Consider the following 25,135-nt stretch of genomic DNA (forward strand, 5'->3'; position numbering starts at 1 on the left):
AAAAAGCTCCGCGATCGCCTGGGAATCCAATTCCCATCATCGCGTGGCGATCAGTTCCGAGCCGACGTCAGGATCGTGGGGCTGAAGTGGAAGCCGGATTCGAAAGAGGCTGCCTCGGCCGACGGCGCTCTCGACCTCGATCGTTCCGCCCTGGTCGCGCACGACCCCGTAGCTCATCGGCAGGCCCAGCCCCGTACCCGCGCCGATCTGCTTGGTCGTGAAGAAGGGCTCGAAGATCCGAGGCAAGTGCTCGGGTCGGATCCCGCCGCCGTGGTCTTCAATCTCCACGATCACGGCGGCCTCGCCGTCGGGTCGGGTCCGAACCTCGATGAGCCCCTCTTGCTCGGAGGCCTGAACCGCATTGAGGAGAATGTTCAGAAACACTTGATTGATCTTGCCGGCGTGGCAGGCGACCTGGGGGAGGTCCTGAAAGCATGTCTCGATCCGAACCGCCTTCTTGTGGAACTCATGGCGGAGTGCTTCCAAGGTACACCGCAAGGCGGCATTGAAGTCCACTTCTTTGAATTCGGCCTCGCCCAGCCTGGCGAAGTCGCGCAAGTTCTGCACGATGGCACGGACCCTGCGCAGTCCCTCCTCCGAGCTTTCAAACAGTTGGGGGAGACTCTCGTGGAGATACGGCAGGTCGATCTCTTCCTCGAGGCGGACCACCTGAGCGGCGAGCTCCGGCTCCACCCGGGCGAGGCTGGCGGCTCCTTCCCGGTACTTGTTCAGAACGCGCATCGTGTCGAGCACGTCCCGTTGCAGCACGGCCAGGTTGTTGACGACGATCGCGAGCGGGTTGTTGATCTCGTGGGCCACCCCCGCGGCCAAGCGTCCCAGGCTGGCGAGCTTCTCGGTCTCGATCAGCACCACCTTGGTCTCGCGCAGGTTTTGCTCCAGATGAATGATCCGCTCGCCGGCACGCACCCGGACCCGGAGCTCGTCGCGGTCAAACGGCTTGGTCAGGAAATCGTCCGCGCCGGCTTCCATCCCTTCGACCAGGTCCTGCTTCTGAGTTTTCGCGGTCAGAAGGATGGCGTAGATATAGCCGGGGCGCAAGGACGAGCGGATCCGGCGGAGCAGTCCCGGCCCGTCGAGCTCGGGCATCATCCAGTCGGTGATGACCATGGGGAAATGCCCGGCTTCGAACAGGCGCCACGCCTCGGCACCGTCCCGGGCCACCGTGACTTCATACCCCCACTTCTCCAGATAACTCTGCAGCAACCGTCTCGAGACCGAGTCATCGTCCGCAATTAATATCTTCATAGACCACCACATTCCGCGGCGGGCGAACGGAAGAGAATCAGGGCAGACGCCGGCCCACCCCCCTGCCCCGCCGCTTCGACTACGACACCCTCTCCCGACAGAGCCCGGCGAAGGCCGAGTTGAGACGGTCGATCGCCTCGTCAAGCACCGCCCAGGCCTCTTCGACGTGACTCCAGTCCTGCTCAACCCCAATGCACTCCAGCCGCCGGGTCGCCTCGAAGACCTCGCGAGCCCCGAAGTTGCCCACCGACCCTTTGAGCGTGTGCGCCGCGCGTTGGAGCTTCACCGCATCCCTCTGGGTGACCGCCTGCCGGATCTCCGCCATCCGCCGCGGAGCTTCGTCGAGAAACAGGCCCGCCAGCTCTTTCATCAGCTCGACGTCCCCGTCCACCCGTTCCAGGGCCGCGGCCAGGTCGAAGGCCCCGGTCCCGGCCTCAGACCCGGTCTCGATCCCGGTCCCGGTCCCGGACGTCGCGGCTCCGGCCTCGCAGGACAGCGGTGTAAGCCCTTCCAGCACCGCCAAGAGATCCTCCAACCGGAGTGGCTTGGCCACATAAGCATCCATGCCCGCCTCGAGGCAGCGTTCCCGATCCCCCTTGAGGGCATGGGCGGTCATGGCGATGATTGTTGTATGAACGTTGGTCCCCGCCTCGCGTGCCCGGATCGCGGCGGTCGCCTCGAACCCGTCCATCTCGGGCATCTGCACGTCCATCAGCACCGCGTCGAACCGCGGGCCGTTCAGCGCGGCGAGCGCGTCGCGGCCGTTGCTCACGACCACGACTTGATGCCCCTGTTTATTCAGCAGCGCCATGGCCAGCCGCTGGTTGACCACGTTGTCCTCGGCCAGCAGGAGCCGGAGCCGCCGCTTCCAGGTCCGCCGACTGCCATCAGACGTGGCGGTGGCAGTGGCAGTGGAACTGGCGGCCGCCGGGACCTCGTGCGGCCCGTCGCTCGTGGCGGCGCCGAGCGTGGTCATAATCGCATCCAAGAGCGAAGACTCGCGGATCGGTTTCATCAGGTAGGTGGCCACCCCCAGCTCCTGGCAGCGGGCCGCATCCTCACGCCGGTTGGCCGACGACAGCATCATCAGGGTCGACCCCATCAGCTCCGCGTCCTGCTTGATCCGCTCGGCGAGCGAAAAGCCGTCCATCCCCGGCATCAAGGCATCCAGAAGCACCAAGGCGAATGGCACACCCGTCTCCCGCGCTTGGGCCAGGGCGACGATCGCTTCCCGCCCCCCCGCGACGGCGGTCGGCTTCATGCCCCAGTTGGTGAGCATTTCCTCAAGGATCCGCCGGTTCGTGGCATTATCGTCCACGATCAGCACGGGCAGGCCGTGCACCTGCTCGGGCTCCGCCGGGGTCGACCGCGCCACCGGACCGCGGGCCAGGCCGAACGGGAGCGTGAAGTGGAACGTGCTCCCCTGGCCGGCCTGGCTCTCCAGCCAGATCTCCCCGCCCATCAACTGGACGAGCCGGGCCGAGATCGCCAGGCCCAGCCCCGTGCCGCCGTACTTGCGGGTAGTGGACGTGTCGGCCTGAGAGAACGCCTTGAACAGCTTTTGCTGCTGCTCGGGGGGGATCCCGATCCCCGTGTCGCTGACCGTGAAGTGGATGGACACCCCCTGCTCGGTCCGCGACTGCACTTCCACCCGGAGCACCGCCTCTCCCCGCTCGGTGAACTTGATGGCGTTGCCGATCAGGTTGACGACCACCTGGCAGAGCCGGTGCGGGTCGCCCACCAGGACCTCCGGCACGTCGGCCGCCACGTGGTCGGCCAGTTCCAGTCCTTTCTTGTGGGCACGCATCGCGAGCGTGGCCAGGGTGTCGTCAAGGGCGTCGCGGAGGTGGAAGTCGATGATGTCCAGGTCGAGCTTACCGGCCTCGATCTTCGAGAAGTCGAGGATGTCGTTGATCACCGTCAGCAGGTGGTCCGCCGACAACTTCACCATCGCGAGGTACTCTTGCTGATCGGAAGTGAGCTCCGTATCAAGCGCAAGCTCGGTCATGCCGACGATCCCGTTCAGCGGCGTCCGAATCTCGTGGCTCATGTTCGCGAGGAATTCGCTCTTCGCCTGGGTCGCGGCCTGGGCGGCCTCCTTGGCCCGCACCAGCTCACGCTCCCCCTCTTTCCGCTCGGTAATGTCCGTGAAGTTGACGACGGCTCCTTCGATCTCCCCGTCACCCCCGCGCAGGGGGTATGCGGAGTACTCGACCGGGAAGGCGGTTCCATCCCGGCGCCAGAGGACCTCATCGTCCACCCGGCACGCTTCGCCGATGCGAAACGACCGATAAATCAGACAGTCCTTTTCGGGGTACGGTGAACCGTCGGGGTAGGAGTGGTGAATCAGGGCATGGAGGTTCTGGCCCAGCACGTCCTCGACCGGGTAGCCAAGCATCGCCGCCGCCGCCCGATTGATCACCGTGCAATGTCCGTTCATATCGATTCCATAGATCCCCTCACCCGATGACTCAAGGAGGAGACGGACCCGTTCCTCCGCTTCCCGCAATGCGGCCTCGGCCCGTTTCTCCGTGTCGACGTCGGTGTGTACCCCGATCCACTCCCGGACCCTCCCTTCCTTGGCGAGAACCGGCACGGCACGAACCAGCATGTGCCGATACTCACCATCGTACCGCCGTAGCCGATGTTCGACCTGGTAGAGACAGCGCGAGGCGATGGCGGTCAACCAGACCTGGGTGGTGTTCGCCCGGTCGTCGGGGTGGACGGCGTCGAGCCAACCCCAACCTTTGAGCTGGTCGAACGTCTGGCCGGTGTACGCGCTCCAGCCGGCCTGCTCGGTCTCGAACTCGCCGGACGCCGGGGTGTTCCAGACGATGGCGACGGTCGCCATGACCAGGGACCGAAACCGCTCCTCCCCCTGGCGGAGGGCCTCCTCGGCCCGCTTCCACGCGGTGATGTCGCGCGAGATGCCGAACGTGCCGATCACGCGCCCTTCCTTGTCCCGAAACGGCATCTTGGTCGTGGAGGCCCAGGCATGCCGCCCGCTGCTTCCCCATGTCTCCTTTTCTTCCTTGCCGACGACGGGCTTCCCGGCCTGCATGATCGCCTGTTCGTCTTCCCGGGCCTGGCGGGCATGCTCCTCGTCGAAGAAGTCGAAGTCCGTCTTACCCACCGCGTCGGCCGGCTCGTTCAGGCCGAACTGGTTGGCCATCGCCTGATTGATCCGGACGAACCGGCCCTCAACGTCCTTGAAGTAGATCGAGTCCGGGACATTATCCATCAGTGAGTGAAGTAGGAACCGTTCATGAAGCACCACTTCTTCGGCCTGCTTGCGCTTCATGAACTGGCCGATCTGGCTCCCGATGGCGGACAGCATCAGAAGCAGTTCGGGGTCGGGCTTCAGAATCTCACCGCTGAAGACCTCCACGACCCCGAGGATGTCGCCGCCGTCGGCGATCGGAAAGCCGAAGGCGCTGTGCAGACCTTCGCGGACGGCCACGCCTGCCCGCGGGAAGTTGCGATCCTCGACGATATCCGGGATCCAGGCCGGTTGGCCGCTCGACCAGACGCGACCGGGCAGCCCGACGCCGGGGGGGAACGCGATCCGCCGGCTCAGGGCCGCGAACCCATCCACCCCTGACGATGGGGACGACCAGAGGTTGCTGCAGTGGAGCATCTTTTCCTCCGCGTCCACCCACCAGAGCACCCCCACCGTCCAGTTCAGGCCTTCGCAGATCGACTGGAGGATCCCGGGTACGGCCGCTTCGAGACACGGTGACTCCGCCAGGACCCGCGTTGCCGTGTGCTGCACCAGCAGGCGCCGCTCCGCCCGCCGGCGCTCGCGGTCCATGCGGTCGAGCGACGCCGCGTTCCACCAGATCAGCGCGGTGAAGAGCAGGATGTTCGCCAGGACAAACATCGATAACCCCAACACCTGGTCGACCGCGCCCTCACGCTGGCCGAACCAGCGCAACCACCCCACCACCGCCGGGATCAGGATCGCCGCCGGCAGCAGGCGCCGCGCCATGGCGCCCCCCGCACCTCGGCTGCTGATGACCGCCATCATCCCCTGATCCGGACGCGCACAGAGAATGCCGGCACTCAGGAGCGCAAACGCGATCGCAGTGTTCAGCGCCATCGGTATATGCTCTTGCACCCCGATCAGCGAGGTGACACGGAACGCATATCCGATCAGGGTCAGCAGCGCGATCAGGCCCCCCGTCAGCGCAAGGACCGGAGCGGGGCGAATGCCGCGGCGGAACAGCTTCACGTCGAGCAATGCCAACGCCAACCCAATGAACACGAACCCCACGGCCGTATTCGGCGCCATCCGATTCACATGGCCGGTTCGCAACGCCTCCAGGTCCAGCTTCGCGCGGAACAGGAATTGGTCGATCCCCATACCGACGCCCCAGTCCCCAAGGTAACCCTCCACCCGCACCAGACCAATCAGCAGCACGCCCACCGCGCAGCCAATCCCCAACCACCGGCGACGCGCCGACGCCCCCTCCCACGCCTGCGCGTACAACGACACCCCCGCAAGCAGGAACGCCAACGCCGACCCCCCGGGGTTCATGGCGATCGCCCCCGGGATGATGCTCTTCAAGTGGCCCACGTCGAACAACCATCCCACCAGCACCAGGCCGCTGATCACAATCACCGTGGCGCCAATCACGCGGGCCACGACCCAGTAGCCGGCCAGAGGGTGCGGTCGCAAAGACATGCTCATAGCCGAATCTCGGAAGGAGCGCGGAGATCCGCCTCGTTCAACGACAACGTCGTCTCACCTGCGAGAGTGCGGAAAACCGACAGCCCTGAGACTTCAACGGAACGACTCACCCCCAAGGCCCGGCGCCCCTCAGGATAAGCGTCATCAAGGAGACCGCGTGGAAGACTTCCATCCTCCCCATCCCCTACTCAATCCTACTCCGTCTCGAACCGTAAATGTAAATGCGAAGAAAACATTCACAATTCGCGAGGCCGAGGCCTGGTTGACTGCAGCGTCCCTAGGTCATTTTGGAGCGATTCTATCTAAATGTCCAGTACCGCTTGTCACTTCGTCGACGAGATTCCTCAATGAGTTCGGTTCGATTGGGGTCCCCCGTCCCCGGTCAACGAACCAAGGGGATGCCGCCCGTCTTGCAAACGAACAGCCGGGCCTGGAGATCGACATGTCAGAGCGCTCCCCCCACTCAGGAAAATCCTGATCGGAGCCATGGGATACCCCTGAGTGACAGCGAGTTGGTTTCCAGAAAAAATGATTCGTAAGAGACAGCACCGTCCTGTCGAAGAATCCCGTGGATTCGTCGGGTCGTCCCGCACTCAGGATGAGACCCGCTCGCAATCCACGCCCCTTCTTTGTTCTTCGACCCAACACGATTCTCGGCTTGCTCTGCACAACCACCTCTTTCAAGACGCGGCACCGATGAAAACCAAGACGCGAGTGACCCACCGAGGCGGCTCGGATCTTCAACTCTATTTCAAGGAAATCAACGAGACGCCGCTGCTTTCGGCCGAGGGGGAACGCGAGTTGGCCGAGCAAATCGAAGACGGTGACGTCGTCGCGCGCGACCACCTGATCCGAGCCAATCTCCGTTTGGTGGTCAACCTTGCCCGAGCCTACCTCGGGAGAGGTCTCGCGATGGAGGACCTGATCGCGGAAGGGAATCTGGGCCTGATGCGCGCGGTCGAAGGATTCGACCGCGCGCTGAACGTCCGCTTCAGTACGTACGCGAGCTACTGGATCAAGCAGTCGATGCGCAATGCCGTCATCAATCAGAGCAAGCCGGTCCGGCTGCCCGCGTACATGGTCACCCAACTCGCCAAGTGGCGACGGGCTCTCGTTCAACTGACCGAAGAATTGGGGCGTGATCCCACCCCCGACGAGGTCGGCAAGACGCTTCAACTCTCCCGGAAGCAGATTGATCTCGTCAACCAGGCGCTCCGAATCACCCGGCTGATGCACTACACCGAGTCGGCGGACGACAACGACGACGAAACGCTCTCGTGCGCTCAACTGGTGGACGATCGGAACCCGAGCGTCATCGACCAACTCCAGGAGAATGACGAGTTCACTCGGGTCTTCGAAAAGCTCGAGCAACTCGAAGCGCGCAAAGCCAAGGTGATCCGGATGCGGTTTGGGCTCGACTCCCACGCCCCGATGACGCTCCGCGAGATCGGCGACAACCTGGGTGTGACCCGCGAGCGGATCCGGCAGCTCGAGAAGCAGGCCATGAAGCAGTTGATCGAGTCGGCCTGAGCGCCACGGGTTGGGCCACACAACGGGCCACCGCGACGGCTCAGGCGGCCGACCCACCCCCCATCCGTTGTTTCCAGACCTCCATCAGTGCCGACGTGACGGCGAACGCGGCCGGGCCGAGGACCACCCCGGACACCCCGAACACCGCCAGACCGCCCAGGAACGCGATCAGAGCCGGCACCGCGTGCATCCGCATCCGCCCCCCGGCCAACCGCGCATAGAGCAGGTTGTCGATGGCGATGGAAGTGAACAGCCCCCATCCGACCAGAACGACAAACCCGCCCCAATGACCCGACAGAGCCAGGTAGGCCGCGGCGGGAACCCAAACCATGCCTGAACCGACCACCGGCAGCAGGCTCAAGACAAACACGACCACGGCCCAAAGAAACGGGGCGGGGAGCCCGACCATCCAGAACGCGAAGCCGAAACCGGCCGTGTCGATCAGGCTGGTGAGCACGGTGGCGTAAAGGTTCGCGTGGACCGAGTCAGCGGCCCGTTTCAGGAGAAAGTCACTCTCCGGCTCCGACAGCGGCAGCATCGCTTGCAGTCCGCTCAGAAACTCCGCGCGGTCATGAAACAGGTGGTAGAGGATGAACACGGCCACCAGAAACTGGAGGGCCGCCGACGCCGACCCCTGGACGAAGTCCGACGCGCCCTGGGTCGACGACCGGATGATCTGCCGGACCTCCTTCTCGGCGTCGATGCCTGCCCGGTCGAACCACTTCACCACCGCCTTTCCTCCTGGAATCGAGCCCACCTTCGCCCGTATCTGGGCCGCCGCTTCATCGCCGCTCACCCGTCGGGCCGCGGAAGTCGCCTCGCGGGCGAGCTGGTAGGTCACGAACAAGCCCGGCACCAGCAGCACGACCACCACGGCAAACGTGCTCAGGGCGGCGGCGAGCCCCGGCCGGGCCACCTTGCGGCGGATCCCTTGATGCATCGGCCAGGCGAGGATCGCCAGGGCCACCCCCCAGGTGATCGCGGGCAAAAGCGGAACGGACAGCCAAACGCACAGCGCAAACAGACCGGCGGTCAAACCAACCAGGGCCAACAGCCTGATAACCTCATTGGTCTGGGCTGAACCGAGCGGGGACGCATTGGGCTCGAGGTCAGCGGGTCGTTCACTCATCCCATTCGTCCTCGGGTCCGGTGAGAGAGGGGGGAAGCTCGTACAGGGCGGTCGCAGGATGCCCGATGGAAACACGCGTCACCACTTGATCGGCGTTGGCCTCGGCGCGAACCGGGCCGGCTCCCCTCATGCACATTTTGCGCCGGGCCGGCGAGACGCTCATTTTCACACGAATCCTCCGTGCCATGCCCTCCAACCCGAGGGGGGAGCACGCCCGCGCCGGACGAGGAATCCGTCGCCACCGCCGTTCTCGGCAAAACCGCTCGCGAAGCGCTTCCGGCCGCGGCTCACGAGCGTTTGGAGTTCCCCACGGCGACAACTCCATCAGGCCACGCATTGAAGACGCCAATACGTGCTGCTACCATTGCCGCTACTGTCCCATCTCACGATCCGTTTGTTCCGCCTCATTGATGCGATCGCCCGATCGCTCCACTCGTCTGCAGGAGGTCCGAGCCGGCCATGAAGCTCCACCGCTCCTTACCCGTATTCCTCTGTGCCGCCGTGACCACCGCGGTCGCCGCGCCCAACCCCGTGGTCGACCCGTCGACGCTTCAGGACAAAGTGACCGTCGCGGTCGGCAAGACGATCGCCGTCCAGTTCGAGCTCAAGGGAAATGAGCTCACTCGCCCGAAAACCGTGGAAAAAGTGGCGAACAAGCCCCCCACCCTCAGTCTTGACTTCCGCAAACAAGGTGACATGCTTATCCTTACGACAAAGAATCCGTTTACGAAAGAACTGAAATTTCGCGCGTTGGCGCGTCTCAAGGATCGCAAGGCCTATTTCGAGACCAGCATCGTGCCGGTCAAGGCAGGCCTGTTAAGCCTCGAGCTCTGGCAAGATCCGATCGAAGAACTCATCCTCTTCGACTTTACCCTGGTCGACGATCAACCGTAGGTCGGGCGTGCGTGCTTCAGCCGACCCGGGCCTTGTTTGTCCAACAACGTGCCCATTGCGTGCGGAGGGCCATCCCGCTGACACCAACAAGCGCCACGTCTTCCCCCCCGACCCGCAAAGAAATACACTGAGAAAGGGGTGGTAGGCCTGGCGGGCACGCCGACGATTGGACACTCAGCGGAGAGGCACCGTTCGTGACAGAGCGCGACAACCACGTGGGCGGCGGGCCGGCTCCCCGGCTCAGGATCGACGAATTCGCCCCGGGCCTGGGCCCTGAAGAAGCCCCGACCCACTCGGGGCGTCGGTTCGTGATCGTGGCGGTCGTGATCCTGATCGTCTTCTGGGTCACGCTCCAGGTCGTCTTTCGGGTCTGGCGGGCCGGCTATCGCGACCGCGCGGCGTTTGGCGCAACGCAAGTCGCCACCGCAATCGATCCCCTGGCCCGCGTCGTTCCGCCCGGAGTCGCCCCCAAGGTCTGGCGCGAGGCCGTGGCCGAGACCCACGACGCTCTCGTCACCTTGACCGCCGCCAACCTCCTCGATCGGCTACAAATGGAAGTGCTCCGCGACGATATCGCCGCCCGAGTCGCCCGCGCTCGCACTCACCCCGAGACCGCCCGTGACGAGCTCGCCGGCCTCTGGAACGACCTTGCGAATCAGACCGGGCCGATCCTCAACGCCCGCCACACACGCCCCAAGCTCCTCCCGCCCCCCCCTGCCTCGCCACCGCTCCCCGTTGGCACCAACCCCACTCATCTTTAGTGGGTCATTTGGCTTGCCTATGGCCACAATACCCCCTTCAATCACTGCAATCAGCAGTCTCAAACGCCCCGGGGACGCCGCCCTGTCCCGCCGCAAGAGCGACCCGCTCCGCGAGATGCCCCCCGAGGAGCAGTAACTCCTCGCCCAACTGAGTCGGTCCCAGGCCGCCCCAGCCGTCGAGGTCACCCGCGCCAAGCTCCTCCTGGCCGTCGCACGCGGCGACGACTACCAGACCGCAGCCCACTCCGTCGGTCGTCGCTCCGCTCGTCGCCCGCTTCAAGGCCGAGGGCCTGGCGGCGCTGACGTCCCGGCACGGCGGCGGCCGGTCGCCCGTCTATGAACAGGCGACGGCGGGGCGGATCCTCGACGAGCTCAAGCGGATCCCGACCTCCGCAGCCGACGGCACGCCCACCTGGTCGCTGAGCACCTTGCGAACGGCGTTGCACGCCGCCCCCGATGGCCTGCCCACCATCTCGACCTATACCCTCTGGCGGGTGCTCCACGAGGCCGGCGACAGCGATCAACACACGCGATCCTGGTGCCCGACCGGGACGGCGTTGCGTCGCCGCAAGGCCGGAGCGGCGGTTGTCACCGATCCGGATCCGACGCCCAAAAGAAGTTGATCGAGAACGCCTATCGGCTGGGCGAGGCGATGGTCTGTCGGTCTGGTGCGCCGACCAGGCCGGTCCGTTCCAGTCGATCCCCTATCCCGGGCAGTCCTGGTATCCCGAGGGTGAGCCGGTGCGGAAGCCGCACGAATACCTCCGCGACGGCACGGCCAAGATCCTGACCCTATTCCGTCTGGCCGACGGGCGGGTGCGAATCGAGTGAGCCCCGAACCGGGGCGGTCGGAAGAGCCGCTACGGTGAGTCGCGTATGACGACCAGCCGCCTAGGGCGGGGTCGCTCACGGTACACGTCCTTCACCCCCGCCAGTACGCGTCCGCTTGGCCCTATCGTCAAAATGGCTGGCCGTTCGGACAACCCCATCCTGTCGCCGGCTCAGTACCCACCGACGATGGGTGATTTCTTTCGGCTCGAACAGCGGCGGGACGAAGGCTTACCTGGACGTGTCTCGCTCCAGGGTGATCCCCGCGAGGACAAGCTCGCTTTTGGTTGTCGTCGAGGTCACGTCGATCGCCGTGATCACGCGCTGCGGGTGCGGATTCTTCCAGGTGAATGTGAACAGGTGAATCTTGATTAGGCTTCCGGGGCGGTCGGTCAGGTCGTTGGAACCGGCCCAGGCGACCCGCGCGTGAGTCGGATTGACAGGCGGTTGGAGCGTGGAGCTATACCAGCCGCCCAGATTCCGACCGTAGACGGCCGGGATGCGTTCGGACGTGCCATCGGCATAGTGCACGGTGTAACGGCCGACCTCGGTGCCGAGTGGTACGTCCCCTCGCGCCGAGTGGAGGATCTGGACTCTGTCGGCCCTCGTGCCTACCGCGATGGCAGAGACCGAGTCGGGCAGACCCGGCGCGGCCTGAGCACGGAGATGGATCAGTCTCTCGCCGATGCGATAGAAGACTCCGTCGAATGCATGGATTCCCTGCGTCAGTCGATTCAGGTCGTCGCCCTGACCTCCGGGCCCGTCGGCCAGGAACTCGTTCGCTTTGGGGTCAAGGTTGACAAAAACCAGCCGGTCCTTGCGGGAGGGAGGAACGGGCTCGTTGGTCGCGGGCGTCGGACGTCCCGTGAGGGGAGCGGCGTCGGCGGGTACGGGGCCGAAGGTGAACTCGACGGTGCTGCGGTCGCCCGGGACGAGCTGCCTAAGCGAGTCGTTGCGCCGCACTCGTCCGGGTCGGGTCGCGATCATGGTGACCTCGCCGTGAGGGAGACCCTTCGCGATGAAGGTTCCCTCGCGGTCGCTGACCACGGTACTGACAGTGCTGGAGCTGTGTTCCGTGATGACGCGGGCGGCAATGGTGGCGCCGACTAGTGGTCCGCCCTCCGCGTCGAGCACCTTCCCGATGACCGTCCTCCCCTCGGGAACCATGCGACGCGACGAGGAAGAGGAGAGGATCCGTCTGGAACGGCCTTCGCTTGTTTTGGTGCTTATGTCGCCCCTTCCAGGCCTGACGACGGGAGGACGTTTCGGGACGGGGCCGACGAGGCGGATCGGCGGCACCTTCCCGTTTTCGGGGACAGTCACGGTGGTGCTCCCGAGCCGGCTGCCCCTCATGGCTACGTCCGGACTGAGCAGGTATACGGAGTTCTCCCCCGGAGGAACGAAGAACGTGAACTGGCCGCGTTCGTCGCTGTAGCTCGCGTGAATGGCGTTTCCCGAGAGGGGACGGGCCGGCCCTTGACCGCAGACCAGGACGTCGGGAAGAGGTTGGGTGGTCGTGGCGTCGACTACCACGCCCTGGAGGGGGATCCCGTCGAACACCTTGAGTTCGGCCGGAGACTCCTCGCCGCTTCGAACGCGGATCGCGGCCACGGCATTGGCCGTCGCTCGGGGCCGCCCCGAGATGTCGTCGAGGCACACGTTGTAGACGCCCGCTTCGAGGCTGTCGAGGGTGAACTTGCCCTGAGCGTCGCTGACGGCGTCTCCGACTACTCCGTTCGTCAGGGAAGGCGAGTCAAGAAACTGGGCGCCGACTCGTGCCCCGGCCACCGGTGCTCCCGTGGCCAGGTCGCGGACCCGGCCGCTGATGCTTCCAGCCGGCTGCAGCGTGACGGGGTCGATCGTTTTCTCGTCCTCGGCGACGTCGATCCGAGGGCTCACCCATCGGGGGTGGCGGAAGGCCAGGGTGACGTTCGTCCCGGCAGGCAGGGTGAGTGTGAACCGGCCCTCCGAGTCGGACACGCCCGATCCGAGCGGATCGCCTTCCTCTTCGAGGTGCCGGCTCCGGAGGAAAAAGTTGGACTCCTCGTAATTCAGCCCGCGACCCATCACGCGAACTCCGGCGATGGGCCTTCCCTGCGGGTCGACGACCGAGCCCGCGACCTTGTGGGCCAGGGGCGTGAGGGTGAGCACCACCGGATCCCGGGCGGATCCTTCCTTGAGAGGAATGGGTGCAATAGTGTTCGGCACTCCGTTTGCTGTGGGGGGGGCGATCCGAGCAACGGCAAGCCGGCAACCCGGGGAACTCCCCCTCAGAGCGTTTCACACGACCCTGTGGGGCGGGCGGGGGACCTGCGGCCCCAGTGGGCACGAGCTTTCGGCTTTGCTGGGGGAGGGACAGGGAGCTCACGCTCCCCACTTGCCTTTCGCACAAGCGAAACCAGCCACCAGGCCAGCGCATGCTCGCCTCCCAGGCGAGCGGGGAGCGTGAGCTCCCTGTCTTCCTGAAGCGAGGAAGCCTGGCCGACACGGCCGCCCCGCAGAGGCGTGCGGGACGTTCTCGGTGACCTGGGGCGAGCCGACGACTCGGGTGAACTACAAACCACCGCGCAGCAGCGAACACCGCGGACTTGGGAGTCGAGCCGCGGGCACTACGTCTCTTCAGATTTTAATTTACTAATATGGTCCAAGAGTTCCTCAAGGCTCGCCCAGCCTGCGAAGTACAGACAGATCATCTCGTAAGACCGGAGCGTCGGCTTGCGGCCCGTCCACAGGCTGATCAGCAGACACGCGATGATCGCGCAGTACGCCTGGATCTCGATCCCCTTGGGATGCGTACTCAGCAGGTGGCGACAGCCGAGCACGTGCTTGAAAAATCTAAAGAAGAGTTCAATTGTCCACCTGTGTCGGTAGATGTCAGCGATCACCTCGGCGGGAACATCCAGGAGGTTCGTGGCGATCCGCAGCACGCCGTCGCTGGGAGGACCGGCCGTGCCCCCTTTGCGGCCCCCACGCTTGGTGTGGGGCGTCGTTTTCACCAGAATCACCCGCACCCGATGGGCCGGCCGCTCGTCGGGCTTCTTGGCGGCGCCGAGGTCCACGATGAAGTCGCGGAGGACGTCGGCAGCCGCGGCTGTCGCCGAGACCGGGCGCTCTTCGATGACCGCATTGAGGTTGCTGTTGTCGCGGATGCGGCAAACATAGCTGCTCCCCGCGGCCACGATGTCGTTCCAGAGGGTGAACTGGGCATACCAACGGTCCAGGACGTAGCAGTGGTCGGACTGCAAGGCGGCGCGGAGTCGGTTCTTCTCGTCGTTATGGCCACTGTTGGCAGCGGCGCTGACCTCGATCCGGGTGGGGACGTGGCGGTCGATGGCGAAGTGGGTGTGGAGTCGCCAGCCGCTGTGAGAGCCGCCGTTCTTGTCGTTCATGAAGGCGGCCTCGGCGATGGTCTTGAGCGTCTTGACCACGCTGCCATCGACGGCCGTCAGGGCATGGGCGAGGTGGCCGCCGCGCACGTCGCGGACGGGCTTCACTTCGGCGGCGAGGGACTCGATGATGCCGCGCAGCCGCTCGGGTTCGAAGACCTCGACGGCCTCGGAGAGCGACCCCAACGAGGCCCGGGCGCAGCCGAGCTTGCGCTGCACGTTGTTGAGTGTGCTCGCCTGTTGCAAGGAGCGCAAGGAACGGAGGACTGGGTTGAAGAGGAAGAGTAAGACGAGCATGCAATACTGATCGTAATGCAGGCTGCGATTACCGGACCTGTCGCGTTGGCAGCCGACATCGTGGAGTTGGTCGAGCAGCGGCAGTAACCGCTCGACGTACTTCAACCCCTGGATATCTCGGGGTTTCAGAGGTTTTGCTGAGCGTTTTGCCATTCCCAAGGCCCTGCCAAAATGACGGCAAGATGCACTTGAGTGGAGAAGGCGCAAATTCTGTGCCGAAAGTCCTTGCGAAATCCCCGTTTTCGGCCCTTGAGGGCAAGATTGGCCTGGGTGGAGATGTCGCAAATTTCGTGCCGAACACTATTGGAATGGGTGCATAGTGGGTCACCCCGGCGACGGCATCTCTCCCGCGTGCCATCAAGGAGAACCACTCGTTGGCTCGTGGCTGGGCGAGCACAATCCGGCCGTCATGGTCGGTCTTCACCCTGACGACCGGCTGGTTCAATTGGAAAACCAGGACCTCCACCCCCTCGACGGGTTTCCCCTGAACGTCAACGACGCGGGCATGAATCGGCGACAGCGTGGCCCTGGGCCGCTCGGGCTGGGCCTGGGGAGCCGGGACGTCCTTCGCCTGGGGAGCCGGGACGTCGTCCGTCGTTGCCGTCCGCGAAGCCGCCGCGGTCAACGCCATGCCGACCCCAACGAGGAGCATGGCGGCTCGGATCGCTCGCGTTATGGCCCCGCGCCTCATCTCGGCCTGGACCAGGGCTGCGATCGTCGCTGGGAGCGCGGCGGTGACCGCTCCAGGTGCCGCGATCCGAACGCTCTCTTCGAGGACCCTGGCCTCGAGCGATACGGGAACGATCGTCCTGGCCGAGGAGAGAACGTCGGTCCCGGCCTGCAGGACCAGACCTGGCGCGACTCCCCGCCGGATCAGTTGCCGTCGCAGTCGCTCGCGGCCTCGAGCGAGTCGACTCTTCACAGTCCCGACCGGCCATCCGAGTTGGCACGCCGCCTCTTCGCAGGTGTGGCCCTCGAGGTAGCAGATTACGAGCGGCGAGCGGTGATGATCTTGCAACCGACCGAGCTCCTCGTCGATCAGCCCCGGTAATTCGTCCGGAAATTCGGGGGTCTGGGAGATCAGGAGAGCCGCCGCGTTCAGGGCGCACTTCCGCTCGTGTTCTCTCCGCCGGGCTACCGCGGTCCGGATCCCGGCCGCCGCTCGCCGCGCCACGCCGTGGAGCCAGCTCGCGCAAGATCCGCGTTTCCGGATCGATCCGGCTTTTCGGATCAGGATCATGAAGGTCGCCTGGAATGCGTCCTCGACGTCGTGTGGATCCTTCAGGATGTTGCGGCAAACGCGAAGGACCATGGGGCCGTGACGCTCGACGAGGACTCTGAACGCATTCTCCGAGAGTTCGCCGCTCCGGCTCACGAACCGTTCGAGCAATTCTCCGTCCGTCAGGTTGGCAAAGACCCCCTGATCAAAGAGGGTGCGTAGATCCTTCAGGACGGAATCGCGTGCGTAGGTTGTCACGGGCTTGGCCCCAACTCGGTCAGATTTGCTTAAGCATTGCGAAAACGACGGGATCACCTCACGGACCGCGTCATTCTCGCCACGTTCCGCACCCGGCAAGAAGAGTGTTTCCAGTAGCCTCTCGAAATGGGCCGACGGTTCCGAGATTCCTGAAATTCGGCGAGGATTGAGGCGTCCTGGGCGCAGACGTCTGATTGCACTTGCACCCGAAGCTCGTATTAGACACGACAACAGGTTTCACGATAGGGGGTCATTTGGCTTGTTTGTGGCCATAAATCGGTCTCCAGGCCCGGTGAATGGGGTACGCGTGTGCATGCCCAGAGCCGCTGACCCGGTGGTGATGCTCTCGCTGGCGGTGCCGACGAGCGGCTCGCTTTCCGCCCCACTCGAACGGCGTCGAGGCCGCGTTCCAGTGCCGGGCTACGGACTCGAACCAGGCGTGGATCTGGCCGATATCCACTGGGTGTTGACCCGCCAAGGCCCGCCACTTCAGGATCCTCTGCATACTCTCGGCCATGTTCGGCCACGACCCACTCACGTGCCCGTGCGGCTGCCGCACCGGCTCACCCTCGGGATACCAGGACTGCCCGGGATAGGGGATCGACTGGAACGGACCGGCCTGGTCGGCGCACCAGACCGACAGACCATCGCCTCGCCCAGCCGATAGGCGTTCTCGATCAACTTCTTTTGGGCGTCGGATCCGGATCGGTGACAACCGCCGCTCCGGCCTTGCGGCGACGCAACGCCGTCCCGGTCGGGCACCAGGATCGCGTGTGTTGATCGCTGTCGCCGGCCTCGTGGAGCACCCGCCAGAGGGTATAGGTCGAGATGGTGGGCAGGCCATCGGGGGCGGCGTGCAACGCCGTTCGCAAGGTGCTCAGCGACCAGGTGGGCGTGCCGTCGGCTGCGGAGGTCGGGATCCGCTTGAGCTCGTCGAGGATCCGCCCCGCCGTCGCCTGTTCATAGACGGGCGACCGGCCGCCGCCGTGCCGGGACGTCAGCGCCGCCAGGCCCTCGGCCTTGAAGCGGGCGACGAGCGGAGCGACGACCGACGGAGTGGGCTGCGGTCTGGTAGTCGTCGCCGCGTGCGACGGCCAGGAGGAGCTTGGCGCGGGTGACCTCGACGGCTGGGGCAGCCTGGGACCGACTCAGTTGGGCGAGGAGTTACTGCTCCTCGGGGGGCATCTCGCGAAAGGGCGACGGAGCTCCTCAGTCCTGGAAGATCCGTAAGGCATGGCTGGCGCTGTGGTTGTACCAGGAATTCTCCCGGAACGGCCGGAGCTGGACGCCGCATGGGATCGGCTGGCCCAAGGAGTCGCGGATATCCTCGCCGTGGCTGTCCAGCACCAGCGGCCCACCATCCGGCGAGCGGCCGATCGGACCGACCCAGAGGACGACGTGGCTGATCTTACCGCTCCGGTTGCGGATAAAGAGCAAGTCGCCGGTGCGGAGCATTTTGATCCGCTCCTCGTACGACGACGGCAGTTCGACGACCCGGAGCCGGGTCGTCCGCTCCTCACCCGGTCCCTTGGCGGCGCGCTCCTCGGCCTGATGTTCCACGTCGGTGTTCAGCCGCAGACCAAACCCAAGGTTGTAGACGAATCCGGTCAGGTTACTGCAATCGACGCCTTTGCCGTTACTCCCAGCGCAGGTCGATTTCCAGGGCCAGTGCGCTGGCGGGTTCCAGTCAGGGATGTGGTGATGCTGATATCGGTAGCCATAAAACCGCATGGCCACGGCAATGACCCGCTCGCGTTTTCGCTCGACCGTCCAACGCTCCAGGCCGGCGGGCCCGGGGTAGTCGCGAGCACGCGGCCCCCAGGCGCGCCAGCGTTCGAGCGTCCGCGGCGAATACCACTGGGGGAACGGGATCGCGGCTTGAACACGGTGGTCGCCCCGCTCCGTCCGCTCCAAGTCGCCGATCAGCTCGGTCGACGGCACGGTGAACTCAACGCGGTAGGGGGAGTGATAAACCCGCTCCGGGGCCTCCGCAACGACCGCCTGTGCCACCCCGGCCCGCGGCAAGCCAATCCCGCAGAAAACGCAGATCAACGCAACGAAAAGAACTCTTCGAGACATGTTCGCACTCCCCACCTTCCGAACCTCCGCGTCCGGTGCGCCCGCTCCATCGCGGCAGTCTCAGAAGCTTAGCTTACCGCGGCCCGAGGAATCCGGCGCACTCGTTCTTGCCCACGACCAGAACGAGGCCTCGTCCCGGTTGCAAACCAGGTCAACCGCCGCACGATCGAGCCGCGGGTGGAGGCCAAGCAGGCGCGACGTCCGGGCCGATCTGCTATAACCCAGTCCCCCGCGCCGGCCGACACAATCCCAAAAAAATGCGCCCGGCCCGGGCCACCCGATAGGCGAGAGGAAGGCGAATCGATGGAATATCCCCCGGAAATTGAGCGGATGCACCAGGCACTCGCCCAATTACCTGGCGTTCACAGTGTCTGTAGTGGCGTCGACGACCTCGAAGGAATCCGGGGCGACGACCTTCGGACCCCGGACCGGGCGCATCTCCCCCACGGGGCGTTGAGACGTACCAACGGAGGGCTGGCGAACGAGGCACTCATCCAGTTCGAGTTCCAACTTGAGCCCGCTCCGGCCGCGTGGCGGTCCCTGGAGTTCCTCGCCTGGTTCGTCCGCGACCGAGCCCGGGGAGGAGAATCCGTCCAGATCCGCCCGTTCGCGCTCCCCCCCGAGCACGGCGAGCAGACCCAGCTCGGTCAAACGCTCCGGTGGCACATCGACCTCTTCTGCCCCGACACCGGCGACGACCTCACACCCGAATTGGCCAAGGTCGCCGACCTCGCGAACGGCTTGGAACTCGCGATCCGGCTCTATGGCTCCCAACTCGGGCAGGACAAACTCCAATAAGACGACTTTGCAGCCTGGGTGAGAGGAGTGACCGGCAACCGCGCGGGACGACTCTGACGGTCACCCCTCTGGAACTGCACAGTGCGCCCCTGACCTCTCTGACGCCCAATCATCAAAGCGTATGACTTGAGTCTTCCATGCCCGATCTTGAGCCTGATGAAGACCTGAGATTCGACCCCCTCGTAATCCTGGGCTCTTTCCTGACACTCTCGGCTTATGCGATTTGTTTTGCCGTCAATCGAATATCAATCAACGGCATCGACCTCAATATCGTTGGCGCTGTCTTCTGCGGGTCATTGAGTGCGATCTTAAACATGTGGGTTTTCTTAAGAAAAGGCAAACATCACAAGGATTCGAGTAAACTGGCCGCCTTCAATTTCTGGCTTTGCCTCCCTTTTTCCTGCTGTGGGTGGGGGGCTTTGAGTCATTAGCGTGTGTCAAACTCTTCACAATGCACACATGGTGCAGCCCGACGGGGCACCCGTCAGAACCGGCCCACGCGTTGAACGGTCGCCCCGGGATAACTCGGCCCGCGAGTTGGGGGACACCCAAGGTTGTTCTGGTTAAAATCGTGGGCCGGACGTGAGCTTCGAATCGAATCGCACGATCACCCAAGGCTTGAGGGGGAAATCCTATGGCCGCAACGATCATTGTGCCGGGGCTTTGGGAGGTGTCGCTTGGCTTCGTGAATGCGTTTGTGCTGGAGTCGCCCGATGGGTTGGCGGTGATCGACACCGGAATTGCGGGAAGCGCGGGGAAGATTCTCCAGGCCGTCAAGGAGATGGGTCGGGAACCGACCGAGGTGCGTCATCTTCTGGTGACGCATTGCCACAGCGACCATGCCGGCAGCGTGGCCGAATTGAAGCGGCTGACGGGCGCATCGGTCACGATGCACCCTGCCGATGCCGCATTGGTTCGAGCGGGCAAGGCCTTGCGTCCCCTCAAGCCGACTCCCGGCTTGATCAACGCGCTTGTCTGCCGACTCATGGTCGCCTCCGCACCGACGGAGGTCGAGGCGACGGAGGTTGAGCACGAGGTGGACGACGGCGACATACTTCCGATTGCCGGCGGCCTGCACGTGGTCCACGTCCCAGGTCACTGCGCGGGGCAACTGGCCTTCCTCTGGCCCGAACAGGGAGGGGTGCTCATCGCGGCCGATGCCGCCGCGAACGTGTTCGGCCTGGCACTCAGCCCCTTATATGAAGACTTGGCCGAAGGACAGCGGAGCCTGGCCAAGCTCGCGGCTCTTGAGTTCGAGGCCGCCTGCTTCGGGCACGGGAAACCGATCAAGCGCGATGCCGCCGCGCGGTTTCGCAAGAAATGGCGTCCCAACTCCGCCCCCGTCGGCCAAGGTCAAGCAACGACTCACGCAGGCTGAGCATAGGCCTGCCGCGCGAAGGTGTCTCGTCGGGTGGGGGGTCACGGCCGACCCACCCGACGAGAACACGATTCCGAACCGGCTCAGTAGGAATCCGCCGAGAGCACTTCACCACCTCGAGTCGACGCCAGGGCCCGCCAGGTCGGCAGGCTGATCGTGTTCTTCATGAACTTGACGCTGCCATCGGCCATCAATGCGTTCACCCCGCCGCTGTGATAGCTCCGCGGCGCATTGAACGTCGGACTGGTGCCACTACACGGCGGATTGCTCCTGAACTGGCCCGTGTCGTAAAGGCAGGCGCCCTTGGCCCAGTCGGGCAGGGTCGAATTGGGAGACGTGTAGCCGTTGAACATCGCGCCGTTCCAGTCGTCGTTGAACACGGCCCCGCGCCGATCTTGCTTGTTGTTCGCGTAATCGGGCAGGCCGACCCTGACCTCGCTCATCAGCAACGTGTTGCTGGTGCCGTCCACGATGTCGCGGACGCCGAAGGACCGATCGATCGTGAACGGAGCGCCTCCGAAGACGACCGTGACCTCGGAGGGCGGAGCCTTGGGAGGCGCGAACGGATTGGTCGTGGAATCTCGGTCCTGATCGTAGTGCGTGCTCCCCCAGTTGACGACATAGTTGACTTTTTTGACCGGATAACTCCCCACATCAAAGACTCCCCCGTTGGGATCGGAGGGGCAGATGTACATGGCCGGCAACATCCTGAGCACGGTGTCCTGGCAGTGGTTGGGGGCGTTGAAACCGAGGTTGAAGTTGATCGCCCCGTAGGCGTTACCCTGCTCGAGATAAGGCAGGATGAGCCACGCCCAGGTCCGACGATTGTTGGCTGTGGTGCCAAGGTTGCCGTACCCGGTCGGGCTCCGGAACCCGGTCACGCCAATCGGGAACGACCCAAGCGAGTCGTGGTAGTTGTGCATGGCAATCCCGAACTGCTTCAGGTTGTTCACGCACTGGGTCCGCCGCGCAGCCTCTCGCGCGGCCTGCACGGCCGGCAGCAAGAGAGCGATCAGGACGGCGATAATGGCGATGACAACGAGTAATTCGATAAGCGTGAAGCCGCGATGACGCATTTGCATGGCCAGGACACCTTCCTTGTCAAGAAAAGGAAAAACGCGATGAACCCATGGCACGACGAGGCTCGCCAGCCAAGGCGACACGACGCGACGAGCCGCGGAGCGCCTGGACCAGGTCGAAACGGCCACTCAGGTGAGGAGACGGAAGAAAACAGGGGGACGAACGAAACCAGCACGACGCAACAAAACACAACGATCGACTTACAATCTGATCTCTCGAACCGAATCAAGGACGGACGGTCGCGGCAATCCCGTACATCGCCCGGTTGTTTCTCCCTCCCATGAGGGCACCGAGGTTGATCGACTCGCCCTGATTCACGTCGCGCCGCCAGACCGAGAACACTTGGTTGATGCTGACGCCAGGGCCGCGATCGGTGGTAAACCTTGAGGGGTCGGGCCACGATCCCTCATCAAGACCGATGTCGACGCCCGTGTCGGTGAACTGTTCGGCGAGCCAGGCCGGGACCTTTTCCCGGTTGTCGAGAAAGACGAAGAGTGAGGCGGAGCACGCCAGCTCGACGGTGATTTCGAGGTCGTTCCGCCACTTGTCCTCGTTGAACGGCATGATATAGTCCGCGCCCCGAAGGAACGCGGGAAGGCCGCTCGGGTCGAGGCCGTTCCACTCGTGGGGGCGGTCGACATAGGCCGGCGCGTCGTCGTCCAGCCCTCGATGCACGACCTGATAATACTTGGAGCTATCGAGTCCTCGAATGTTATCGCGGACCGACCGGATCACGGCGTCCGGTTCCAACGAAGGGCCGGTCGACCACCCGTTGTCCCCCGGCGGACGCTCGACGGCGATGATCCGGCTCAGCCCCCCCTCCCGGTCGACCCGGAGCGCCTCCCCTTGAACGAGGCGTGTGACCTCGGCGGCGGTCGCGGCGGATTTCGGCCGGGACAGGTCCACCAAACCCTCGAAGACCACGACGCCGGTCCGGCCGTTGGCATCGACCTCGACGCCGAACTCGGTCCCCTGGTCGACAACGAGCGTGCTGGGCGTTTCAATCGCGAACCCTTTGGTCTCGCTCTCCACCCGAGCGGTGATCCGGCCCTGCACCGCCCGCAGCCGCATCCCGGACAGAATCCGGAGATCGGCGGGCCCTTCGAGCGTGACGAGGGCGCCGGAATCAAACGCGAACCGGAGCAACCCCGACGTACAGCGGATCGCCCGCGGGGCGACCCGCGCCTTGACGGCGATCGGCGCGGCCTCGCCCCAGACCACGTTCCGCGCTTCGAGGAGCGTCGCGACCTCCCCGCCCCCACCGAGACGACCGGAACGGAGGGCGAGCAGGGACAGCCCCACGCCGAGGAGGGCCAGCGCCGCGAGCCCCCACCGGAGGCGACCGTGCGACCACCTCCAGGCACCACCCCGTTCGGCACCAGACCCCGTGCCGGAACGATCGACCCGAGGCTCGACCCGGCCGTGATGCCACTCGAGCAGGGCGTGGACCTTCATCTGGTCGAGATACGCCTCCCTGGCTGCGGGATCGTTACGCAGCAGTTCCTCGAAGCGGCGCTGGCTCGCCTCGTCGCACCGTCCGTCGATAACGGCGTCAATCAGTCGCCCGAGTTCTTCGCTCCCCTGCCTCATCCCCGGCCTCCGATCACCCGGTCGCGATCTTGGCTTCAATGCACTCGAGCAACGTCTTGCGGATCCGGTACAAACTGGCCGCCACCACGTTCGGCGCCTTGTGCAACCGCGCGGCGATCCGGTCGACCGACTCGCCTTGGAGATACCGATGGTCGATGATCTCACGTCGGGAACCTGTCAACTGATTCATGCAATCCCCGAGGGCCTCCAACCGCCGATCAAGGTCGTCGTCGCGGCGGAGCGCCTCTTGAGCCAGTTCGCTCACGAGTTGCTCGTCGAACAGCAACCGGCTCCGCGTGCAACGCTTGCGGTACGCCAGGACCTGGATGTAGGCCACACGGTAGGCCCAGGGCAAGAAGGGCCGAGCCGGGTCATAATCCTGAGCCTTGTCCCACAACGCGAGGTTGGTGTCCTGTAAAACGTCACGGGCGCTGACCGCCTCGCCGAGCAACGAGCAGATATAGGCGTACAGACGGCTCTGAACGCCCGTCAGCGCCTGCACAAAATCACCGGTACGGGCGCGAGTTGCGTCCTGTGGATCACCCACGCTCTTCACTGAGGACCCCTGGGCTGAGTGCCTCGATCGAAGACTCCCCTGGATGATATTTAGCCAATGACCGCCGAATATGACGCACTTTTTTTCAAATAATCTGGGTTCGTTCGGAATGAGAACTGCAAACAAAAAGTCATAAAGAGGAGGAGACGCACGACAGGAATCAAGCACTCTGAAACGGAGACCGTCGAAAGGGACGAGGAGCGAATCCGATCGACCGCGCACTGGGGGATGATTGATGAATCTGACAGTCTTCGCGATGCGGCGTCCGATCACAACCTTGATGCTGGTCGTGGCCCTGATCGGCGGCGGCGCACTGGCGTACTCACGGATGCGGGTCGATATCTTTCCCTCCCTGAATACCCCAAAGATCTATGTCTTTCTCGACAATGTCGGCATGAGTCCCGACCAGATGGAAGGCTTCATCGTCAATCAGCTTGAATTGTTCTTTCAATACGTCGACGGCATTAAAGACATCGATACGAAGAATATCCAGCAGGTTTCCTTGTGCGAGCCCTCGTTCTTTCCCGGGACCGACATGGGCCAGGCAATGGCCCAGGTCGTGGCGATGTCCGACCGAGCCACGTCGTGGATGCCGAAGGGGACATTGCCGCCGATAATCATGCGGATGGATGCCGGCAGCGTCCCGGTGGACTACCTCCAGCTCACCGCCCCCTATGACGGCGTGATCGTGTCCCGGAACGCCAACACGGGCGACTTCGTGCTGCCCGCCACGGGCGACCCCACGGCCATGCAGCGTGCTCCCCACCTGTCGCCCGGCGGAACCGCCGCGCCGATCTATGTGGTCAACCGCACCGACCTGGTCCGCATCTTCGTCGACATCCCCGAACAAGACGCGGACTACGCCCACATCGGCTCGAAGGCGACCGTGCTGGCCCGTGCCTTCCGCAACGAGGAGCTCCCGGCCACCGTCACACGCACCTCCTGGGCGCTCAACGTCCAGAGCCGTACGCTCCGGGCCGAGATCGACTTGCCCAACCCCGGCGGTCAGCTCTTACCCGGAATGTACGCCTAAGCCGAAGTGGTCATCGAGCGGCCAGGCGCCCGAGCGCTCCCGGTGGCCGCCCTGACCTTCAGTGGCGACCAAACGTACTACTGGGGCTACGAAAACGGCAAGGCGGTCCGCACGGAAATCGAGACGGGCGTCAGCGACGACTGGATCGAGGTCACTCACCGCCGGATCCCAGGCTCGTCCGCGCCGCACTCCCGGAAACGCCGCCGGACGCCGATCGACGGTTCGGAGCTCGTCATTCTCGGCGACCTCTCACTCCTCACCGATCACGCACCGGTGCGCGTTGACCCCGTATCTATAGCATCGCGTCCAGGCGAGCCGAATGCGGAATAGAGAAGTTCCCTGGCACCGGGTTGAGCCTCGCTG

General features: G+C 64.5%; 24 protein-coding genes. 11 read left to right on the forward strand and 13 right to left on the reverse strand.

Annotation, left to right across the window (positions count from 1 at the left end; translation table 11 throughout):
• Positions 1 to 36: 36 nt before the first annotated feature.
• On the reverse strand, positions 37 to 1,266 hold the full coding sequence (locus BUS42_RS18470) for a sensor histidine kinase (protein ID WP_074308610.1): 1,230 nt from the start codon (positions 1,264 to 1,266) through the stop codon (positions 37 to 39).
• A gap of 79 nt (positions 1,267 to 1,345) precedes the next feature.
• Positions 1,346 to 5,950 carry a PAS domain S-box protein gene (locus tag BUS42_RS18475; protein ID WP_254053760.1) on the reverse strand — a complete coding sequence of 1,535 codons (4,605 nt, stop codon included), beginning with the start codon at positions 5,948 to 5,950 and terminating at the stop codon, positions 1,346 to 1,348.
• Positions 5,951 to 6,652: 702 nt separating this feature from the next.
• On the opposite strand from BUS42_RS18475, the gene BUS42_RS18480 reads away from it, so the two are divergent.
• On the forward strand, positions 6,653 to 7,486 hold the full coding sequence (locus BUS42_RS18480) for a sigma-70 family RNA polymerase sigma factor (protein WP_074308614.1): 834 nt from the start codon (positions 6,653 to 6,655) through the stop codon (positions 7,484 to 7,486).
• A 40-nt stretch (positions 7,487 to 7,526) separates the two neighbouring features.
• On the opposite strand, the gene BUS42_RS18485 is transcribed toward BUS42_RS18480, so the two are convergent.
• Both BUS42_RS18485 and BUS42_RS43695 read right to left on the reverse strand, forming a co-directional pair.
• A complete protein-coding gene (locus BUS42_RS18485; RefSeq protein WP_074308616.1) occupies positions 7,527 to 8,615 on the reverse strand; it encodes an AI-2E family transporter in 1,089 nt (362 codons plus the stop codon).
• The gene (locus BUS42_RS43695) at positions 8,608 to 8,778 is read right to left on the reverse strand and encodes a hypothetical protein (protein WP_159452251.1); all 171 of its coding nucleotides are present in this window, start codon (positions 8,776 to 8,778) and stop codon (positions 8,608 to 8,610) included. The genes BUS42_RS18485 and BUS42_RS43695 overlap by 8 nt, the downstream gene beginning before the upstream one ends.
• A 296-nt stretch (positions 8,779 to 9,074) precedes the next feature.
• Between BUS42_RS43695 and BUS42_RS18490 the strand changes: the two genes are divergently transcribed.
• On the forward strand, positions 9,075 to 9,509 hold the full coding sequence (locus BUS42_RS18490; protein ID WP_074308618.1) for a hypothetical protein: 435 nt from the start codon (positions 9,075 to 9,077) through the stop codon (positions 9,507 to 9,509).
• Between the two features lie 194 nt (positions 9,510 to 9,703).
• Positions 9,704 to 10,270 carry a hypothetical protein gene (locus BUS42_RS18495; protein WP_254053601.1) on the forward strand — a complete coding sequence of 189 codons (567 nt, stop codon included), beginning with the start codon at positions 9,704 to 9,706 and terminating at the stop codon, positions 10,268 to 10,270.
• 37 nt (positions 10,271 to 10,307) lie between these two features.
• On the opposite strand, the gene BUS42_RS44395 is transcribed toward BUS42_RS18495, so the two are convergent.
• Positions 10,308 to 10,550 (reverse strand): hypothetical protein, encoded by a 243-nt coding sequence (locus tag BUS42_RS44395; RefSeq protein WP_216821080.1) that lies wholly within the window; start codon positions 10,548 to 10,550, stop codon positions 10,308 to 10,310.
• Between the two features lie 148 nt (positions 10,551 to 10,698).
• Here BUS42_RS44395 and BUS42_RS44400 point away from each other — a divergent pair, with 148 nt between their 5' ends.
• Together BUS42_RS44400 and BUS42_RS42815 are read left to right on the forward strand one after the other, a co-directional pair.
• On the forward strand, positions 10,699 to 10,893 hold the full coding sequence (locus tag BUS42_RS44400) for a hypothetical protein (protein ID WP_216821049.1): 195 nt from the start codon (positions 10,699 to 10,701) through the stop codon (positions 10,891 to 10,893).
• Entirely contained in the window at positions 10,856 to 11,101 is a 246-nt protein-coding gene (locus tag BUS42_RS42815) for a hypothetical protein (RefSeq protein WP_074308619.1), read from the forward strand. The genes BUS42_RS44400 and BUS42_RS42815 overlap by 38 nt, the downstream gene beginning before the upstream one ends.
• A gap of 228 nt (positions 11,102 to 11,329) precedes the next feature.
• Here BUS42_RS42815 and BUS42_RS18510 read toward each other — a convergent pair whose 3' ends face one another.
• The 3 genes from BUS42_RS18510 to BUS42_RS46535 all read right to left on the reverse strand — a co-directional run bounded on the left by BUS42_RS18510 (position 11,330) and on the right by BUS42_RS46535 (position 16,258).
• Entirely contained in the window at positions 11,330 to 13,249 is a 1,920-nt protein-coding gene (locus BUS42_RS18510) for a carboxypeptidase-like regulatory domain-containing protein (protein WP_143206365.1), read from the reverse strand.
• 458 nt (positions 13,250 to 13,707) lie between these two features.
• Complete coding sequence (locus BUS42_RS18515) at positions 13,708 to 14,886, reverse strand: IS4 family transposase (protein ID WP_410001688.1); 1,179 nt, start codon at positions 14,884 to 14,886, stop codon at positions 13,708 to 13,710.
• The gene (locus BUS42_RS46535) at positions 14,810 to 16,258 is read right to left on the reverse strand and encodes a sigma-70 family RNA polymerase sigma factor (protein ID WP_143206366.1); all 1,449 of its coding nucleotides are present in this window, start codon (positions 16,256 to 16,258) and stop codon (positions 14,810 to 14,812) included. The genes BUS42_RS18515 and BUS42_RS46535 overlap by 77 nt, the downstream gene beginning before the upstream one ends.
• A 313-nt stretch (positions 16,259 to 16,571) precedes the next feature.
• Between BUS42_RS46535 and BUS42_RS43700 the strand changes: the two genes are divergently transcribed.
• Positions 16,572 to 16,925, forward strand: a complete 354-nt coding sequence (locus tag BUS42_RS43700; protein WP_159452252.1) for a hypothetical protein — start codon at positions 16,572 to 16,574, stop codon at positions 16,923 to 16,925.
• A 10-nt stretch (positions 16,926 to 16,935) separates the two neighbouring features.
• Here the strand turns inward: BUS42_RS43700 and BUS42_RS44405 are convergent, their stop codons facing one another.
• Positions 16,936 to 17,130, reverse strand: coding sequence for a hypothetical protein (locus BUS42_RS44405; protein WP_216821049.1), 195 nt, complete (start codon positions 17,128 to 17,130; stop codon positions 16,936 to 16,938).
• Between the two features lie 148 nt (positions 17,131 to 17,278).
• Between BUS42_RS44405 and BUS42_RS44410 the strand changes: the two genes are divergently transcribed.
• Positions 17,279 to 17,488, forward strand: coding sequence for a hypothetical protein (locus BUS42_RS44410; protein ID WP_143206367.1), 210 nt, complete (start codon positions 17,279 to 17,281; stop codon positions 17,486 to 17,488).
• Here the strand turns inward: BUS42_RS44410 and BUS42_RS18535 are convergent.
• On the reverse strand, positions 17,468 to 18,337 hold the full coding sequence (locus BUS42_RS18535; protein WP_074308627.1) for an NlpC/P60 family protein: 870 nt from the start codon (positions 18,335 to 18,337) through the stop codon (positions 17,468 to 17,470). The genes BUS42_RS44410 and BUS42_RS18535 overlap by 21 nt on opposite strands.
• A 303-nt stretch (positions 18,338 to 18,640) precedes the next feature.
• Between BUS42_RS18535 and BUS42_RS18540 the strand changes: the two genes are divergently transcribed.
• The gene (locus BUS42_RS18540; RefSeq protein WP_074308629.1) at positions 18,641 to 19,135 is read left to right on the forward strand and encodes a hypothetical protein; all 495 of its coding nucleotides are present in this window, start codon (positions 18,641 to 18,643) and stop codon (positions 19,133 to 19,135) included.
• 634 nt (positions 19,136 to 19,769) lie between these two features.
• Complete coding sequence (locus BUS42_RS18545; protein ID WP_074308631.1) at positions 19,770 to 20,513, forward strand: MBL fold metallo-hydrolase; 744 nt, start codon at positions 19,770 to 19,772, stop codon at positions 20,511 to 20,513.
• 83 nt (positions 20,514 to 20,596) lie between these two features.
• Here the strand turns inward: BUS42_RS18545 and BUS42_RS18550 are convergent, their stop codons facing one another.
• The 3 genes from BUS42_RS18550 to BUS42_RS18560 form a co-directional block, all read right to left on the reverse strand.
• Entirely contained in the window at positions 20,597 to 21,595 is a 999-nt protein-coding gene (locus tag BUS42_RS18550) for a DUF1559 domain-containing protein (protein ID WP_074308632.1), read from the reverse strand.
• A gap of 223 nt (positions 21,596 to 21,818) precedes the next feature.
• Positions 21,819 to 23,183 carry a FecR domain-containing protein gene (locus BUS42_RS18555; RefSeq protein ID WP_074308633.1) on the reverse strand — a complete coding sequence of 455 codons (1,365 nt, stop codon included), beginning with the start codon at positions 23,181 to 23,183 and terminating at the stop codon, positions 21,819 to 21,821.
• A 13-nt stretch (positions 23,184 to 23,196) separates the two neighbouring features.
• Entirely contained in the window at positions 23,197 to 23,730 is a 534-nt protein-coding gene (locus BUS42_RS18560; RefSeq protein ID WP_254053602.1) for a sigma-70 family RNA polymerase sigma factor, read from the reverse strand.
• A 244-nt stretch (positions 23,731 to 23,974) separates the two neighbouring features.
• Between BUS42_RS18560 and BUS42_RS18565 the strand changes: the two genes are divergently transcribed.
• Positions 23,975 to 24,772 (forward strand): efflux RND transporter periplasmic adaptor subunit, encoded by a 798-nt coding sequence (locus BUS42_RS18565; protein WP_074308635.1) that lies wholly within the window; start codon positions 23,975 to 23,977, stop codon positions 24,770 to 24,772.
• 42 nt (positions 24,773 to 24,814) lie between these two features.
• Complete coding sequence (locus BUS42_RS18570; protein WP_143206368.1) at positions 24,815 to 25,102, forward strand: hypothetical protein; 288 nt, start codon at positions 24,815 to 24,817, stop codon at positions 25,100 to 25,102.
• The last annotated feature ends 33 nt before the right edge of the window (positions 25,103 to 25,135 follow it).

It is taken from the genome of Singulisphaera sp. GP187, assembly GCF_900129635.1.
GTDB lineage: Bacteria > Planctomycetota > Planctomycetia > Isosphaerales > Isosphaeraceae > Singulisphaera.

Bases quoted from the DNA above. Each gene is read 5' to 3' on its own strand.
- BUS42_RS18470 (WP_074308610.1), bottom strand. From the start codon at position 1,266: ATGAAGATATTAATTGCGGACGATGACTCGGTCTCGAGACGGTTGCTG.
- BUS42_RS18475 (WP_254053760.1), bottom strand. From the start codon at position 5,950: ATGTCTTTGCGACCGCACCCTCTGGCCGGCTACTGGGTCGTGGCCCGC.
- BUS42_RS18480 (WP_074308614.1), top strand. From the start codon at position 6,653: ATGAAAACCAAGACGCGAGTGACCCACCGAGGCGGCTCGGATCTTCAA.
- BUS42_RS18485 (WP_074308616.1), bottom strand. From the start codon at position 8,615: ATGAGTGAACGACCCGCTGACCTCGAGCCCAATGCGTCCCCGCTCGGT.
- BUS42_RS43695 (WP_159452251.1), bottom strand. From the start codon at position 8,778: ATGAGCGTCTCGCCGGCCCGGCGCAAAATGTGCATGAGGGGAGCCGGC.
- BUS42_RS18490 (WP_074308618.1), top strand. From the start codon at position 9,075: ATGAAGCTCCACCGCTCCTTACCCGTATTCCTCTGTGCCGCCGTGACC.
- BUS42_RS43700 (WP_159452252.1), top strand. From the start codon at position 16,572: ATGCCCAGAGCCGCTGACCCGGTGGTGATGCTCTCGCTGGCGGTGCCG.
- BUS42_RS18535 (WP_074308627.1), bottom strand. From the start codon at position 18,337: ATGTCTCGAAGAGTTCTTTTCGTTGCGTTGATCTGCGTTTTCTGCGGG.
- BUS42_RS18540 (WP_074308629.1), top strand. From the start codon at position 18,641: ATGGAATATCCCCCGGAAATTGAGCGGATGCACCAGGCACTCGCCCAA.
- BUS42_RS18545 (WP_074308631.1), top strand. From the start codon at position 19,770: ATGGCCGCAACGATCATTGTGCCGGGGCTTTGGGAGGTGTCGCTTGGC.
- BUS42_RS18550 (WP_074308632.1), bottom strand. From the start codon at position 21,595: ATGCAAATGCGTCATCGCGGCTTCACGCTTATCGAATTACTCGTTGTC.
- BUS42_RS18555 (WP_074308633.1), bottom strand. From the start codon at position 23,183: ATGAGGCAGGGGAGCGAAGAACTCGGGCGACTGATTGACGCCGTTATC.
- BUS42_RS18565 (WP_074308635.1), top strand. From the start codon at position 23,975: ATGAATCTGACAGTCTTCGCGATGCGGCGTCCGATCACAACCTTGATG.